The 14,519-nt window shown below is 62.6% G+C and carries 15 protein-coding genes; 7 read left to right on the forward strand and 8 right to left on the reverse strand.

Annotation, left to right across the window (positions count from 1 at the left end; all coding sequences use genetic code 11):
- Window positions 1-47 precede the first annotated feature (47 nt).
- From ACP159_RS17705 to ACP159_RS17735, 7 genes are all read right to left on the reverse strand, one after another.
- On the reverse strand, window positions 48-1,001 hold the full coding sequence (locus ACP159_RS17705; protein ID WP_425101031.1) for an ABC transporter substrate-binding protein: 954 nt from the start codon (window positions 999-1,001) through the stop codon (window positions 48-50).
- Window positions 1,002-1,033: 32 nt separating this feature from the next.
- A complete protein-coding gene (locus tag ACP159_RS17710) occupies window positions 1,034-2,032 on the reverse strand; it encodes an ABC transporter permease (RefSeq protein WP_425101032.1) in 999 nt (332 codons plus the stop codon).
- Window positions 2,029-3,558 (reverse strand): sugar ABC transporter ATP-binding protein, encoded by a 1,530-nt coding sequence (locus ACP159_RS17715; RefSeq protein WP_425101033.1) that lies wholly within the window; start codon window positions 3,556-3,558, stop codon window positions 2,029-2,031. Before ACP159_RS17715 ends, ACP159_RS17710 begins: the two co-directional genes overlap by 4 nt.
- On the reverse strand, window positions 3,555-3,767 hold the full coding sequence (locus tag ACP159_RS17720; protein WP_425101034.1) for a hypothetical protein: 213 nt from the start codon (window positions 3,765-3,767) through the stop codon (window positions 3,555-3,557). Before ACP159_RS17720 ends, ACP159_RS17715 begins: the two co-directional genes overlap by 4 nt.
- A 19-nt stretch (window positions 3,768-3,786) precedes the next feature.
- Window positions 3,787-5,082: a xylose isomerase gene (gene xylA / locus ACP159_RS17725; RefSeq protein ID WP_425101035.1), complete on the reverse strand. Its 1,296-nt coding sequence runs from the start codon at window positions 5,080-5,082 to the stop codon at window positions 3,787-3,789.
- Window positions 5,075-6,142, reverse strand: coding sequence for a LacI family DNA-binding transcriptional regulator (locus tag ACP159_RS17730; protein WP_425101036.1), 1,068 nt, complete (start codon window positions 6,140-6,142; stop codon window positions 5,075-5,077). Before ACP159_RS17730 ends, xylA begins: the two co-directional genes overlap by 8 nt.
- 153 nt (window positions 6,143-6,295) lie before the next feature.
- Complete coding sequence (locus tag ACP159_RS17735) at window positions 6,296-6,616, reverse strand: darcynin family protein (protein WP_425101037.1); 321 nt, start codon at window positions 6,614-6,616, stop codon at window positions 6,296-6,298.
- 78 nt (window positions 6,617-6,694) lie between these two features.
- Here ACP159_RS17735 and ACP159_RS17740 point away from each other — a divergent pair, with 78 nt between their 5' ends.
- The 3 genes from ACP159_RS17740 (at window position 6,695) to ACP159_RS17750 (ending at window position 9,613) form a co-directional block, all read left to right on the forward strand.
- Window positions 6,695-7,297, forward strand: coding sequence for a TetR/AcrR family transcriptional regulator (locus ACP159_RS17740; RefSeq protein ID WP_425101038.1), 603 nt, complete (start codon window positions 6,695-6,697; stop codon window positions 7,295-7,297).
- Window positions 7,298-7,574: 277 nt separating this feature from the next.
- A complete protein-coding gene (locus ACP159_RS17745) occupies window positions 7,575-8,681 on the forward strand; it encodes a mannitol dehydrogenase family protein (protein WP_425101039.1) in 1,107 nt (368 codons plus the stop codon).
- Window positions 8,678-9,613, forward strand: a complete 936-nt coding sequence (locus ACP159_RS17750) for an aldo/keto reductase (protein ID WP_425101040.1) — start codon at window positions 8,678-8,680, stop codon at window positions 9,611-9,613. The genes ACP159_RS17745 and ACP159_RS17750 overlap by 4 nt, the downstream gene beginning before the upstream one ends.
- On the opposite strand, the gene ACP159_RS17755 is transcribed toward ACP159_RS17750, so the two are convergent.
- Window positions 9,610-10,512, reverse strand: coding sequence for an FCD domain-containing protein (locus tag ACP159_RS17755; RefSeq protein WP_425101041.1), 903 nt, complete (start codon window positions 10,510-10,512; stop codon window positions 9,610-9,612). The two genes, ACP159_RS17750 and ACP159_RS17755, sit on opposite strands and share 4 nt — an antisense overlap.
- 143 nt (window positions 10,513-10,655) lie before the next feature.
- Between ACP159_RS17755 and ACP159_RS17760 the strand changes: the two genes are divergently transcribed.
- The 4 genes from ACP159_RS17760 to ACP159_RS17775 all read left to right on the forward strand — a co-directional run bounded on the left by ACP159_RS17760 (window position 10,656) and on the right by ACP159_RS17775 (window position 14,514).
- Window positions 10,656-11,684: an ABC transporter permease gene (locus ACP159_RS17760; RefSeq protein ID WP_425101043.1), complete on the forward strand. Its 1,029-nt coding sequence runs from the start codon at window positions 10,656-10,658 to the stop codon at window positions 11,682-11,684.
- A gap of 42 nt (window positions 11,685-11,726) precedes the next feature.
- Window positions 11,727-12,662 (forward strand): ABC transporter substrate-binding protein, encoded by a 936-nt coding sequence (locus ACP159_RS17765; RefSeq protein WP_425101044.1) that lies wholly within the window; start codon window positions 11,727-11,729, stop codon window positions 12,660-12,662.
- A gap of 92 nt (window positions 12,663-12,754) precedes the next feature.
- Window positions 12,755-13,507, forward strand: a complete 753-nt coding sequence (locus ACP159_RS17770; RefSeq protein WP_425101045.1) for an ATP-binding cassette domain-containing protein — start codon at window positions 12,755-12,757, stop codon at window positions 13,505-13,507.
- Window positions 13,504-14,514 carry a zinc-binding alcohol dehydrogenase family protein gene (locus tag ACP159_RS17775; RefSeq protein ID WP_425101046.1) on the forward strand — a complete coding sequence of 337 codons (1,011 nt, stop codon included), beginning with the start codon at window positions 13,504-13,506 and terminating at the stop codon, window positions 14,512-14,514. Before ACP159_RS17770 ends, ACP159_RS17775 begins: the two co-directional genes overlap by 4 nt.
- Window positions 14,515-14,519: the final 5 nt, after the last annotated feature.

Here is a 14,519-nt window from a genome sequence, read left to right on the forward strand (position 1 = left end):
GCCGGAGTGCGCCACCGCCGCGAAGGACGGTGACGCGGGAACGGCCCTCAGAACGGGCTGTCAGGATAGTAGAAGCTCTTCGCGTTTTCGGGCGTGACCAACACGGACCCGATCACGAAGGTGCCGGAGACCGGCGCGTTGGACGTCAGCCCGACGGCGGTCAGCTCGATTGCGGTCGCAATCATCGACGGCGGATAGGTCACGTTGGCCGGGATCATCGGATCGCCTTCGGCGGTCCGGAGGATCATTTCTTTCATGCCTGCACCGCCCAGAACGAACTGGATGTCGTCCCGGCCCGCCGCTTCGATCGCGGCCAGCACACCGATGGCCATGTCGTCATCAGAGGCCCAGACGGCGTCGATCTTGTCATACTTGGACAGGAAGTCCTGCATCACGTTGAAGCTGTCGTCACGGTTCCAGTTGCCGTGTTCCATGTCGAGCACATTGATGCCCGAGCCTTCGATTGCGGCGGTAAAGGCGTCAACCCGCTCGTTGTCGATGGTGGTCGGAATGCCTCGGAAGACGACGATATCGCCGCCCTCGGGCATCTTCGACGCCATGTATTCACCGGACACCTTGCCGAACCCCGGATTGTCGCCCGCCACGTAGAGGTCCTCGATGCCTTCGACGGACAGGCCGCGGTCGACGACGGTGACCCAGGCGCCGCTGTCCGCAACAGCCTGCACGGGCGGTGTGAGCGGGTCGGACTCGAAGGGCAGAACAACCAGCGCGTCGATGTTGCGCGTGGCCATCATGTCCTCGATGTCGTTCACCTGCTTGCCGGGATCGGACGCCGTGGCCAGAACGAAATCAAGCTGGGGGTAGACTTTCTCAAGGCGCTCCACGGTCGCTTGCGCGTGGAAGTTCATGCCGCCGGCCCACCCGTGGGTGGCTGCGGGGATCGACACCCCGATCACCTTGACCTCGTCGCTCTGTGCGACAGCCCCGGTCCCGAGTGCGGCCGTCACCAGGCTGGCAGCCAATATGCGTGAGTATTTCATTGTGTTTCCTCCCTTTGGTTCAAATTTGCGGCTCAGGTCGCCGACTTGCGTTCGCGCTGCAGGATAACAGCGAGAATGATGATCACGCCCTGTATCGCTCCGTTCAGATAGGGCGACACGAAGTCCGTGAGATTGAGGATGTTGCCGATCAGGCTCAGGATCAGAACGCCGATGACCGTCCCCCAGACCCGCCCGAAACCGCCTTTCAGCACGGTGCCCCCGATGATGACGGCGGCAATGGCTTCGAGCTCCCAGAGCACGCCGGTCGAGGCGGAGGCAGAGCCAAGCCGCGGCACATACATGATCGTCGCCACACCCACCAGCACGCCGAGGGCCGCATAGGAGATCATGCGGGTCCGGTTCACGTCGACGTTGGAATAGCGGGCGACATCCTCGTTTGATCCGGTGGCGGCGCAATGACGGCCGTAAACCGTCCGCGACATCACGATTTCACCGAGGATCACGACGACAAAGAACACGATGATCGGCCAACTGATCCCGAACAGCCCGTCGAAATAGACAGGGCGGTAGAAGGTCCGCAGTCCGAAATCGAGGGACAGGGTTCCGCCGTCCGCGAGCCAAGTGACCAGCGAGCGATAGATGCCCATGGACCCCAGGGTCACGATGAAGGCTTCGATACCCAACGCGGTGATCAGATAGCCATTGAGCATGCCCGCGAGCAGACCGGCAACCAAGGCAACCGCCATGCCCAGCAGGATGATCGGCACCCCGACACCCATCGTCGGCAAGGCGGCATTCATCACAAGGATCATCAGCCCGGCGATGAAGGCCGCCATCGACCCGACCGAAAGATCGAGGCCTCCGGCGGTGATCACGAAGGTCATGCCGACGGCGATGATCCCGATGAAGGCCGACCGCGCGAGCACGTTGGTGATGTTTTCCGGGTTCAGGAAATTCGGGTTCATGATCGCCCCGACGACGATCAGGGCCGCCAGCGCAAGGATCGGGCCAAGCACGGACATGGAGGGCATGCGCCGTGTTCTGGACATGGTCTGGTCGGCGTTGGTCATCGTGTCTCCTCGGAAAGGCTTGGCGCGGCCTGGGGATCGAGCCCCATGGACAGCCGCACGATCGTTTCTTCGTTCATGGCAGCGCCCTCGGCAAAGCCGCTGATACGGCCAAGCCGCATCACCATGACGCGGTCCGAAAGGCCGATGAGTTCGGGCATTTCGGAGGAGATCACGATGATCGCATGACCCGCGGCGGCGAGCGTGCGCAGGAAGGTATAGATCTGCTGCTTGGTCCCGATATCGATCCCGCGGGTTGGCTCGTCGACGATCAGCACACGGGGTTCAGACAGCATGACCTTGGCCAGAAGCAGCTTTTGCTGATTGCCGCCCGAGAGGTTCCCGACGGCAACGCCACGATCCGGGGCACGGATGTCGAATTCGGAAATCGCGGCGGTCAGAGCCGCTTCCTCTTTTCCGGTATCAATGAAGGGCCGTCCGAACTTGTGCAGGGTCTGCAGCGTCAGGTTTTCGCGCATGCCACGGCCAAGCAACAGGCCACGCATCTTGCGATCCTCCGTGAGATAGCACAGACCGGCAGTCTGTGCCGCTCCGGGCGTGCGGAAATGCCGATCCTCACCGAACAGCGTCACCCTTTCGGCGTGGGCGGGACGCAGAGCCACGAGCCCTTCCATGGTCTCGGTCCGGCCAGAGCCGATCAGCCCGCCGATGCCAAGGATCTCCCCTTGTCTCAGATCGAAACCAATGTCCTGCGCATAACCCGGCACCGTGAGGGCCCTGACAGACAGGGCAACCGGCGCATCCGGCGGAGTTGCAGGCTTGGCAGGGTAAAGATCGGACACGTCCCGCCCGACCATGGCCGTCGCCATCGCATCTTCCGTGATCTCGGAGGTAGGCCCGGCATGCACAACGGCACCGTCCCGCATGATCGTGACCTGATCCGAGATGTCCTTGACCTCATCGAGCTTGTGCGAAGTGAACAGAACAGCCGTGCCTGCCGCCCGGAGGGCACGGACCTGTTCGAACAGGATCGCGGTCTCGCGGGTGGTCAGGACTGCCGTCGGTTCGTCCATGATCAGAACCCTGGCGTCCCGGGACAAGGCCTTGGCGATTTCGACCATCTGCTTGTCCGAGTTGGACAGTCGGGACACCGGCGTGTCCGGGTCGATGTCGCAGTTGATCCGCGCAAGCTGCTGGCGCGTCACGCGCCGCATCTCGGTCTTGTCGAGCAGGAGTCCGCGCCGCAACTCGCGGCCCAGAAACATGTTCTGCTCGACGGTCAACTGCTCGGCAAGATTGAATTCCTGATGGATCATCACGATCCCGGCCAACTCGCCCTCGTGCAATGAACCGAACCGGACGGCTTTCCCGTTCGACAGCACCTGCCCGGAGGTCGGCGGATAGTAACCCGACAGGATCTTCATCGTCGTGGACTTGCCGGCGCCGTTTTCGCCAATCAGGGCGTGGACCTGACCCGGATGAAGGGACAGATCCACGCCGTGCAAGACTTCGATCGGGCCGAAGCGCTTGCTGACACTGTGCAGGGCGAGGAGCGGTGCCTGGGTCACGGAGCCATCCTTGACGCGGCATCGGCCGAGGAGGACACACAAGGGGTGATGAAGCGCATGCCGCCGGGTGGCACACTCGTGCCGGACTGAAGCCTGACGGCAACCGCGCGTGTGGTGCCACCCTGCCCCGCACCGACACGGTTGACGCAAGGCTGGTCGTCGAAATCGACATACGCCGGAGTCAATGCCGGTTCCTCGAACATCTCCATGTCGCCCTCCCCGCCGCCGTCAAACGAAGCGGTTTACGATGTTTTCCAGGATTTCCTGACGGCCCGAGCGCGGCTGCGGGTCGAGTCCTTCGGCTTCCACCCGGGCCGCCGCGCTCTCCAGATCTCCGGCCAGCATGGCTTTTGCAGCCTCACTGTCCCACCCGGCGTAGCGCTCGGCCCGAAGGGCTTCCAGCGTGCCGTCCTCAAGCATGGCCGCCGCCGCCTTCAACCCCCGCGCACATATGTCCATCGCCCCGGCATGCCCGGCGATCAGGTCCTCCGGATCGAGCGATTGCCGCCGCAGCTTGGCATCGAAATTGGTGCCGCCGGTGGTAAACCCGCCCGCCTTGAGCACCTCGTAATAGGCCAGCGCCACCTCGGGCACGTTATTGGGAAACTGATCCGTGTCCCAGCCCGACTGGTAATCGTTCCGGTTCATGTCGATGGACCCGAAGATGCCCAGGCTCGCCGCCAGTGCAAGCTCGTGTTCGAACGAATGGCCCGCAAGAATAGCGTGCCCTTGCTCGATATTCATCTTCACCTCGCCTTCGAGGCCGAATTCCTTGAGGAATCCGTACACCGTTGCGACATCGTAGTCGTACTGATGTTTCGAGGGCTCCTGTGGCTTGGGCTCCACGAGGATTGCCCCCTTGAATCCGATCTTGTGCTTGTAATCGACGACCATCTGCAGGAACCGCCCGGCCTGTTGCCGCTCGCGTTTCAGATCGGTGTTCAGCAGCGTCTCGTACCCTTCCCGTCCGCCCCAAAGCACATAGTTCTGCCCACCCATCTTCTGCGTTGCATCCAGACAGGATTTCACCGTCGCGGCAGACCAGGCGAAAATGTCGGGATCGGGGTTGGTCGCCGCGCCAGCCATGAAGCGACGGTGGCTGAACAGGTTGGCCGTGCCCCACAGGAGCTGCGCCTTGGAGCTTTCCAGCTTGCCGCAGATGTAATCGACGATCTCTTCGAAATTCCGGCGGCTTTCGGAGAAGCTGGCGCCCTCCGGCCGGATGTCGGCATCGTGCCAGCAGAAGAACGGCACGTTGAGGATCTCGAACATCTCGAAGGCAACATCTGCCTTCATCTTTGCCAGATCCACCGTGTCTCCGAACCAGGGGCGTTCGAAGGTCTGCCCACCGAACGGATCGCCCCCGGGCCATGCAAAGGAGTGCCACCAGGCCACGGCAAACCGCAGATGGTCTTCCATGCGCTTGCCCATTACGACTTCGTCCGGGTCATAGTGTCGGAATGCCAGGCCCGAGGCTTTCGGGTCGAAGCGCAGCGGTGCGATATCCTTGAAGAAGTCAGTCATGGGAAGGGTCCTCTGGTAGCTGTGTGGCCGACTGGGCCGGAATGTTGTCGCGGACATAGATCATCGGAACGAGTTCCGGCATGGGCGGGGCGTCGCGCCGGTCGATCAGGGCGCGCAGGATTGCCACGGCTCGGGTCACTTCGATCTGGGGGCGCTGGTCGATGATGAAATGGATGATGCCGGCCTCAAGCGCACTGCGGGAATGCGGCACCAACTCGTGCAGTACGCAAAGCGGAGCACAGCCCGGTGCGGCCGCGTCAAGGGCGCGTACCAGCCCCCGGTTGCCCGCCCCTGCATTGTAAATCGCCGTGATCGCGCCATTCTCGCGCAACGCGGATTGCAGGCCGTCAAACACCCGTCCCTCGTCATCGCGGCTGATCAGCGGGTCCAGCACCGTCAGGGCCGGAAAATCCTGCGCCATCACCTCGCGCAGCCCTTGCAGGCGCCGCGCATGGTCGTCGGCGTCCAGCGATCCGGCAATCGTCAGCACGACGCCCGAGGTGCCGCGGTGAGCCATGCCGATCAGCCGCGCCGCGGTGCGTCCTGCCGCGAGATTGTCGATCCCGACATAGGCATCGCGCTGGCCATCGCGCAAATCCGACACGAGGCTGACCACGGCAACCCCATGATCCCGCAAGGTTGCAATCGGGGCCTCCAGACCATCCGCCGTTATGCCGACCAGGGCGAGCCCGTCGACCGTTTCCGGATCGATCGCATGCAAGGCCTGCACGAGCCCCTCGCCGGAAAACGCGGCGATCTCAACTGTGCTGATCTGCACCCGCTCGGCATTCAGATGGGCGGCCAGTTCGCTCAGCGCCCCGCGCATCGTTGCGAAGAATGCATTTGTCCCGGACGGCAGGAGAAACGTCAGACGATAGACACGGCCACGGGACAGGTTCGCCGCGGCGATGTCCCGGACATAGCCCAGAGAGTCCATGGCGGCACGCACCTTGAGAATGGACTTCTCCGCGACGTTGCCCCGCGCATTGATCACACGATCAGCGGTCGCGTAGCTGACCCCTGCCGCTTTCGCGACATCGCTGAGCGTCGGATTCGCCATCAGTCCTCCCCGGGCCGTCTTGTGCGGCCTCGGTCAACAGTTGCCGCAAAAATGATAGCCGTCAATCATTTTTGCCAGACGTCTATCATTTTTGCTTTCTGCGACCGCACGCAGAAGAAGAAGGCGATCGCCGCGCTTTCGAAGCTGACCCGTTCACCCCGCTGCCTCAAATTCCCGAAAGCCGTTTTCGAACGCCGGAACGATCTCGACGATCTGGAAATATCGGTGCGCGATCAAGGCTGTGTCACGCAGACGCTCGATGACGAAGTAATAGTCCCGAGCGGTGTCGGCGGTGATCACCATGACATCCGAAACCCGCGCACTGAACGCCTCGGCGTCGTAGAAACGGAACGACACGGTTGTGTCCGCGAACGCTGCGTCGAGCGCACTCCCGGACAGCCGCGCCCGCTCGAGGCGGTCGAGAGCCAACCATTCGGGCGTGGCCATCAACATGAGAAAGACGGTGAGTTGCATGATGATCTCCAGGTTGCAGGTGTGGCCCCAAAATGCGAGCAATGCCTCACCTTCTCAACTCGCCTTCCGGAGACCCCCGTGGCGCAAGAGCTTGAACCAAGAAAACAAGCCCGTCAGGCGCGGGCCCGGGTCACGCAGGAGGCAATAGTCGAGGCGGCGGCTCGCATTCTCGAGCAGGATCGTCTGGATGATCTGACCACGAACGGCATTGCTGAACGTGCGGGTGTGAGCATTGGGTCGCTATATCAGTACTTTCCGAACAAGGAGGCCATTCTCGTTGCGCTGATCCGGCGCGAGCGGGCGCTGCTCTATTCGGATGTCATGGACATTGCGCAGACATGCGGCGACGCGGCCGGGAAAATCGAGGCGCTGATCGACGTGGGCATAAAGCATCAGTTCGCCCGCCCACGGCTGGCGCTGCAGCTGGAATACATCGAGCAGACACTGGATATCGGACCAGAAGCGCAAGCGCTGACCGCGCGGCTGGTGTCGGCCGTCTCCGACATCGCCAAAGTGCTTGCGCCGGATGCGGGTCCCCATGCCGCGCGGGACGTGGTGGTCATCTGCCAGGCTTTGATAAACGCGGCTGGACTGGCCGGAGAGACGGATGTTCCCGCATTGCGGCGGCGCTTGCGTAGCGCGGTGAACGGGTATCTCTCCGACAGTGCGAAGGCGCGGTAACAATCCGGACCGCAGACTGGCGCGGTTCGCTGAGCGATGCCCGCATCCCGAGGTCATCTTGGGGCAGCCGTCGCGCCGGGGCCGCCGCGCTGCAGCCAGACTTCCGCGACGATCACCAATCACTGCGCTTGGCCGAAGACCCTGTTGAGGCCGCGGCAGGCGATACTCGTTCATAAGAAACCCGGGTCAACTGCAGGCCAGACAGGCTACAGCGGGTTGATCTTGCATCGGCTGAACGTTTTTAATAATAACAGACAGTCTTTCGAGAGAGATCACAATGTTCACCACCCCGATCATCCAGTTCGGCACCAGCCGGTTCCTTCAGGCGCATGTGGACCTGTTCGTTTCCGAAGCGTTGAAAACAGATGCCGCCTTGGGGCGGATCGCCGTGGTGCAGAGCACCGGCGACGCCGCCCGCGCCAAACGACTGGCCGCGCTGGCAAACGGCTATGACGTCCGTCTGCGCGGCATCGCGAACGGCACCACGACCGACGAGACGATCCGCGTCCGCAGCGTCGCGAAGACGTTTTCGCTGAACAAGGATCGAAGGGCTGTCGAGCGGATCATTGCAGAAGAGGCGCGCATCATTCTGTCCAACACCGGCGACGCCGGCTTCGCGCCGCAATCCGCCGATGCCAGCCCCCGTTTCGACGATGCAATGTCCTATCCCGCCAAGCTGGCACACCTGCTGCGGGCGAAGTACGAGGCGGGTGGAACGCCGATCCAGATCATGCCAACCGAATTGGTGCAGGACAACGGAGCAACCCTGAAACGGCTGGTGCTCAATGCGGCTCCGCGGGAGGACACCGGGTATCGTGACTGGCTCGACGGGGGCGTTGTCTGGGTCAATTCGCTGGTCGACCGGATCGTGTCCCAGCCTCTGGACCCCGCCGGCGCGGTGGCGGAGCCCTATGCGCTCTGGGCCATCGAAGAGTGCCCCGGACTGGTATCACCCTGCGTCCATCCTGATGTTCGGATCGTGCCCGACCTCGGCCCGGTCGCGCGCCGCAAGCTGTTCATTCTGAACCTCGGACATACATGGATCGTCTCGCGCTGGCTGGCGCGGGGCAAGTCCGGTGCCGTCTTCGTGCGCGACGTGATGGCAGACCCGACATGGTCGACGGATCTGCGCAGGCTGTATGAAACCGAAGTCCTGCCCGCATTTGTCGCCGCTGGCGAAGGCGACGGGATAACGGACTACATGAACACGACACTGGATCGGTTTGCCAATCCGTTTCTCGACCACAATCTGTCTGACATCGCTCAGAATCACGTGGAAAAACTCCGGCGCAGGGTCGCTGCCTTTGTCGACTGGGCGCAAGCGAACGGCGATGCGACACCGAAGCCGATGTTGAACCAGGCCTTGCAAGGATCCGCCGCATGAAGACGCGCTCCATCGGCAAGACCGGCATCCGCGTGACGTCCGTGTCCTTTGGCTGCGCGAGTATCGGCAACCTGTACCGTATCGTCTCCGACGAAGACGCGCAGGCCGTCCTTGATGCCGCCTGGGACTCGGGCATCCGCTACTTCGATACCGCGCCGCATTACGGGCGCGGACTATCCGAGATGCGTCTCGGCCAATTCCTGAAAGGACGCTCCGGAGCGGTCGTCTCGACAAAGGTCGGCCGTGTCCTGAGCCCCGCTACCGCCCCGATTGCCGAAGCGGATGGCTTTGTCTCGCCGGCTCAAAACGATGTGCGGTATGACTATTCAGGCGATGGAATCCGCGAAAGTCTCGAACAAAGCCTTGAGCGCCTCGGGCTGTCCCGGGTCGATATCGTGTATGTTCACGACATCGGCGGCTACACGCACGGCACGGACAATCCCCGCCACATGGACGCGTTTCTGGGCTCTGGCTACGACGCTCTTGTAAGGTTGAAGGAAACGGGTCGGATCGGCGCATTCGGGCTGGGCGTGAACGAATGTCAGGTCTGCCTCGACATCATGGACCACGGCCCGATCGACGCGATCCTTCTGGCCGGGCGATTGACCCTGCTTGATCGGTCGGCCGAAACCGCCTTGGTGGCGCGCTGTGCCGAGGCGGGCACCAGCCTCGTGCTGGGCGGCGTGCTCAATTCGGGAATCCTGGCCACCGGCCCCGTCGATGGCGCACATTACGATTACGGACTTGCACCGAAGGCCATCCTGGATCGTGTCGCGGCCTTGCAGGCGGAGGCCGGAGCCAAGGGTAAAAGCCTCGTGGAGGCCGCGCTGCACTTCGTGCGCGATCACCCGGCGACGACGTCTGTCCTGATCGGCACCGGCAAGGTGTCGACGGTACAAACGAACATGGCAATCCTCGCGCGGGAAACCTAGCCAAGCTCGTGACTGCGCAGCGACGCCAGAAGCGTCGTCTTGGACGTCGCAAGATGGCGGCGCATGGCCGCGACCGCAGCTTCTGCATCGCGCTCTTCCAGCGCATTCAGAATGGCGAGGTGTTCACCGATCGCGGCGGTATTGCGTTCCTTCTCGTCAGCCTTGTCCCACAGGAAATGGTAATGGAAGATCAATGAAATGACCTTCTGGAATTCTCGGGCGAACCGGTTGCTGACTGCGGTGTTGATGGTTTCGTGGAACCGTTCGTCCAGCTTCGAAAAGGCGTGATAGTCCGTCTCGATCCGGTCTAGCAGATCGACATGATCCAGGCGCAATTGCCGAAGGCGCGGCCAGATCTGATGATCGGTCGGTGCGGCAGCGGCGACGGCGACGGCATGCAGCTCCAGCAGGCACCTGAAGTCCGACAATTCGACCGCGAAGTCCTTGGTAAAGCCGCGCAGCTTCCAGCCGCCCTGCGGCCGACGCGCAACAAGCCCGAAACGGCTCAAACCCGAAAGGAACTCCTTCAGCTCGTGTTGCGGGACGTTGAACCGTCGTGCCAGCTCCGCCACCGACAGCGGCGTCTCGGCAGGCACATCGAAGTGCAGCACCCATTCCAGAAACTGAGCCTCCAGCTCATCTTGCGATATGCGCCCGTCTTCCAGCGGCATCGCATCATCATCGGTCGGTATGCGCAGCAAGCGTTTGGTCCGGCCTTCCCAGACAATGATGTTCTCGTCACTCAGCCGCCCAAGGCTGCGCCGAACGATCGTGCGGCTGACGCCCGCCACATCGGACAATGCCTGCTCGGACGGAATGTCATCCCCCGGCGCAAGCATCGCGAGGTGATCGAGGAGCGTGTTGTACGCTTCCCTGAAGCGCGTGTCCTTTCGGGCCATGGCGAAACGTTCCCTGAGCGGCGTGCTGTTACCGCGATGGTATCAAATTCACTCTGCACTGTATAATTAAAAACAATTGACGCATAGCCCGTCCGGCCCCTATCAAGTTTTTTATCATTACGTACCGATTAAAGGGGGGGACCGTGGCAGAGGCGAACGAGATGGCTATCAAGGCGCGCTCGGCCGGCGCTTTGGTTCCGCAGGTGCAGGTCCAGAAGCTATCGGCACTGCTGACGCTGTTTTTGCTCATCCTTGGTTTCGGCCTGACCAGCCAGGCTTTCTTTTCCGTCAACAATGGCCTCACTGTCCTGCTGCAAACCTCGGTCATAGGATTGCTCGGGATCGGCATGACGCTGGTGATCATCACCGGCGGAATCGATCTCTCGGTCGGCTCGGTGCTGGCTTTGTCCGGCGTGGTCTCGGCCATGGCGGTCAAGGCGGGAGTGCCGGTAGTGCCTGCGATGAGCCTGGGGGTCATGGTCGGAGCCGCGTGCGGAGCGTTCAACGGACTGGTCATCACCCGGCTGCACATCCCCCCCTTCGTGGCGACGCTCGGGATGATGCTGATCGCCCGCGGCATCGCGCTTCAGATCACCGGGGCTGCCCCGGTCTCCGGTCTGGGCAAGGCGTTCGGCATTCTGGGAAACGGAGCCTTGTTCCGCATCGTCGAACAGCAGGCCAACGGATTTCCCAAGGTCGTCTTTCCCGGCATTCCCTATCCCGCCATCCTGCTTCTGCTCGTGGCTATCGCTGCGGCCTACATGCTCAAGCGCCGGCAGATCGGCCGCCATATCTACGCCACCGGCTCGCAGGAAGAAGCGGCCCGGCTGTCGGGGGTGCGCGTGGACCGGACCAAGCTCTATGCCTACACCATGTCCGGTGCGCTGGCCGGTCTGTCCGGCAACGTTCTGATGTCCCGGCTCATCACGGCCCAACCAAGCGAAGGCGTCATGTATGAACTTGACGCGATTGCCGCGGCGGTGATCGGGGGTGCCTCGCTTCAGGGCGGCGTCGGCACGATCTCCGGCACCATGATTGGCGCCTTCATCATCGGCATTCTGCGGAACGGCCTGAACATGGTCGGCGTCTCCGCCTTCATCCAGCAAATCGTGATCGGACTCGTCGTGATCGGCGCTGTCTGGATCGATCAGGTCCGAAACCGACGCACCTGAAAAGCGCGGGACGCGACCGTCCATCAACTGAGGAGGAACAAAATGGACAAACTGAAATTCGGCCTTGCGGCCTCTCTCATCACCCTTTGCGCGGGAATGGCGCAGGCCGGTGAGATCGCGGTGATCGTGAAGACCACGAACTCCAACTTCTGGCAAAACGTGAACAAGGGCGCCTCCGCTGCCATCGAAGGCACTGGGCACACCATGAGCTTTGACGGGCCTGCCGCCGAGAGTGCCATCGCGGACGAGGTGAACCTGGTCGAGAACGCGATCAACCGCGGCGTCGCCGGCATCGTGCTGGCGCCGTCCGACCCCGAAGCCCTGGCTCCGGTCGTGCAACGCGCATACGAGTCCGGCATTCCGGTCGTGCTGATCGACGGCGGCCTGGCCGAAGGCAACGAGCAATACTACCAGGCCCTGCTGTCCACCGACAATTGCGCGGCGGGCGAACAGGTCGCTCAGCGAATGATCGACGAGGTCGGGACCGCCGGCAAGGTTGGCGTGATGTCCTATGTCGCCGGTGTCGGGTCAGAGATTGGCCGTGTGGGCTGTTTCATCGACCATATCAAGGCACACTCGGACATCGAGATCGTTGGCCCGCTCTACTCGCAAAGCCAGATGGCAACGGCCCTGAACCAGACCACTGACATGCTGTCGGCGAACCCTGACCTGGTCGGCATTTTCGGGGCAAACGAGCCCACGGCCGTGGGCATGGGCCGCGCGATCGAGCAGGCGGGACGCGCCGGAAAGATCGTTGCTCTCGGCTTCGACGGCAATGGCGACCTGCAGGAGATGGTGCGGGGCGGAACGCTTGAGGCAACAGCCGTTCAGGGATCCTTCGCAATGGGCGAGTTGGGCGTGAAAGCGGTGATCGACGTGATCGACGGCAAGACAATCGAGTCCTTCATCAACACCGGCGTGGTTCTTGTCGATGCGGAGAACATCGACTCCGACGCCGCGCAGAACGTGCTGTACTAAGACCAAACCGGGGGGCGGTTCCGCCGCCCCTCTGCTCCGCCCAAGATCGCCCTAATCCGGACCGACAGATGACCGCTGCGCCCCTTGTTGAAATGATCGACATCGAAAAACACTTCGGCGGCGTCCGTGCCGTCGAGCATGTGTCCGTCGACCTCTGGCCGGGTGAAGTCGTCGGCCTGCTCGGACACAACGGCGCCGGAAAATCCTGCCTGATGAAAATCCTGGCCGGTGCCATGGCCCCGAGCAGCGGGACCATCCGCATCGCGGGAAAGCCGGTTCAGTTCAACGATCCGAATGACGCCCGCGCCGTCGGGATCGAAACCATTTATCAGACGCTCGCTCTGGCCGATCATCTTGACGCGCCGGCCAACCTGTTTCTGGGGCGAGAGCTCAAGACCCGCTTTGGAAACCTGGACGAAGCTGCCATGTTGAAGGGCGCGGAAGAGGTCATTGCCCGCCTCAACCCCAATTTCAAGAACCTGCGCGATCCGGTGTCCCGCCTCTCGGGCGGGCAACGCCAGGTCATCGCCATCGCCCGCGCTATCTATTTCGATACCCGGATCCTGATCATGGACGAGCCGACCGCCGCGCTGGGACCTTCTGAAACGGCCATGGTCGCCGATCTCATTCGCAAGTTGCGGGCGGAAGGCATAGGCATCTTTCTCGTCAGTCACGACATGCACGACGTTTTCGATCTTTGCGACCGGGTTGTCGTGATGAACAAGGGCAAGGTCGTCGGCGCCCACCGGATCGACGAGGTCACGAAGGACGATGTCCTCAGCTTGATCATCAAAGGAGAGCTGCCCGCGGATTGGTCAGCCCGGAACCTGGAGACCGCCGAATGACCCGGAACCCCAACGCAACGATGACAACGGCAGTTTGTGTCGAACCCGGCGTCATGACACTCGACCAGCGGCCCATTCCGTCCGAAGCCCCTGAGGGATGGTGCCTGATCGACATCGCCGCCATCGGCATTTGCGGAACGGACTACCATATCTTCGAAGGCAAACATCCGTTCCTCGACTATCCCCGCGTCATGGGGCACGAGTTGTCCGGCAGGATCGTCGACGGCCCGGACGCCGGGCAACTGGTTGTCGTGAACCCCTATGTCTCCTGTGGCGACTGCCGCGCCTGCCGGAGGGGAAAGCCGAATTGCTGCACACGGATCGCGGTCCTTGGCGTGCACCGGGATGGCGGCATGTGCGGGCGGATCGCCGTGCCGCGTGACAATCTCTATCCTGCGGAAGGGCTGACGGCGGAACAGGCGGCGATGGTGGAATTCCTCGCCATCGGCGCGCACGCCGTGGCGCGATCCGGAACCGGCGAAGGCGATGTGGTGCTTGTGACGGGGGCAGGCCCGATCGGGATCGGAACGGCCCTGTTTGCCCGGTTGGCCGGCGCCGAAGTGCACATGATGGACCTCAGCGACGGCCGGCTCGGTCTTGCCAGGGACCTCTTCGGGTTCACCAGGACGCACAAACCCGATGACACCGTGCTGACGGGTGCTCTGGCCGAAGGCTTTGACGTGGTGTTCGACGCAACCGGCAACGCCAAGGCGATCGAGGCGGGATTTCCGCTGGTGGCACACGGCGGCAGCACCGTGCTGGTCAGCGTCGTGAAGGACGACATCACCTTCACAGATTCCGAATTTCACAAACGCGAGTCCAGGATCATCGGGTCACGCAACGCGCTCAAGACGGATTTCGAACGCGTCATGGCGGCAATCCGGGATGGCCACATCCCGACCGACGCCATCGCGTCGGAACGGGTGGCTCTCGCCGATCTTCCGGCGCGTTTCCCGGACCTCGTCCGCGCCCGGGACCACCTCGTCAAGGTGCTTGTCACGCCGTAACCACT

Source organism: Tropicibacter sp. S64, from assembly GCF_049803835.1.
Taxonomy (GTDB): domain Bacteria; phylum Pseudomonadota; class Alphaproteobacteria; order Rhodobacterales; family Rhodobacteraceae; genus Pacificoceanicola.

Bases quoted from the DNA above. Each gene is read 5' to 3' on its own strand.
- ACP159_RS17735 (WP_425101037.1), bottom strand. From the start codon at position 6,616: ATGCAACTCACCGTCTTTCTCATGTTGATGGCCACGCCCGAATGGTTG.
- ACP159_RS17745 (WP_425101039.1), top strand. From the start codon at position 7,575: ATGTTCACCACCCCGATCATCCAGTTCGGCACCAGCCGGTTCCTTCAG.
- xylA (WP_425101035.1), bottom strand. From the start codon at position 5,082: ATGACTGACTTCTTCAAGGATATCGCACCGCTGCGCTTCGACCCGAAA.
- ACP159_RS17765 (WP_425101044.1), top strand. From the start codon at position 11,727: ATGGACAAACTGAAATTCGGCCTTGCGGCCTCTCTCATCACCCTTTGC.
- ACP159_RS17775 (WP_425101046.1), top strand. From the start codon at position 13,504: ATGACCCGGAACCCCAACGCAACGATGACAACGGCAGTTTGTGTCGAA.
- ACP159_RS17770 (WP_425101045.1), top strand. From the start codon at position 12,755: ATGATCGACATCGAAAAACACTTCGGCGGCGTCCGTGCCGTCGAGCAT.
- ACP159_RS17705 (WP_425101031.1), bottom strand. From the start codon at position 1,001: ATGAAATACTCACGCATATTGGCTGCCAGCCTGGTGACGGCCGCACTC.
- ACP159_RS17730 (WP_425101036.1), bottom strand. From the start codon at position 6,142: ATGGCGAATCCGACGCTCAGCGATGTCGCGAAAGCGGCAGGGGTCAGC.
- ACP159_RS17755 (WP_425101041.1), bottom strand. From the start codon at position 10,512: ATGGCCCGAAAGGACACGCGCTTCAGGGAAGCGTACAACACGCTCCTC.
- ACP159_RS17720 (WP_425101034.1), bottom strand. From the start codon at position 3,767: ATGGAGATGTTCGAGGAACCGGCATTGACTCCGGCGTATGTCGATTTC.
- ACP159_RS17750 (WP_425101040.1), top strand. From the start codon at position 8,678: ATGAAGACGCGCTCCATCGGCAAGACCGGCATCCGCGTGACGTCCGTG.
- ACP159_RS17710 (WP_425101032.1), bottom strand. From the start codon at position 2,032: ATGACCAACGCCGACCAGACCATGTCCAGAACACGGCGCATGCCCTCC.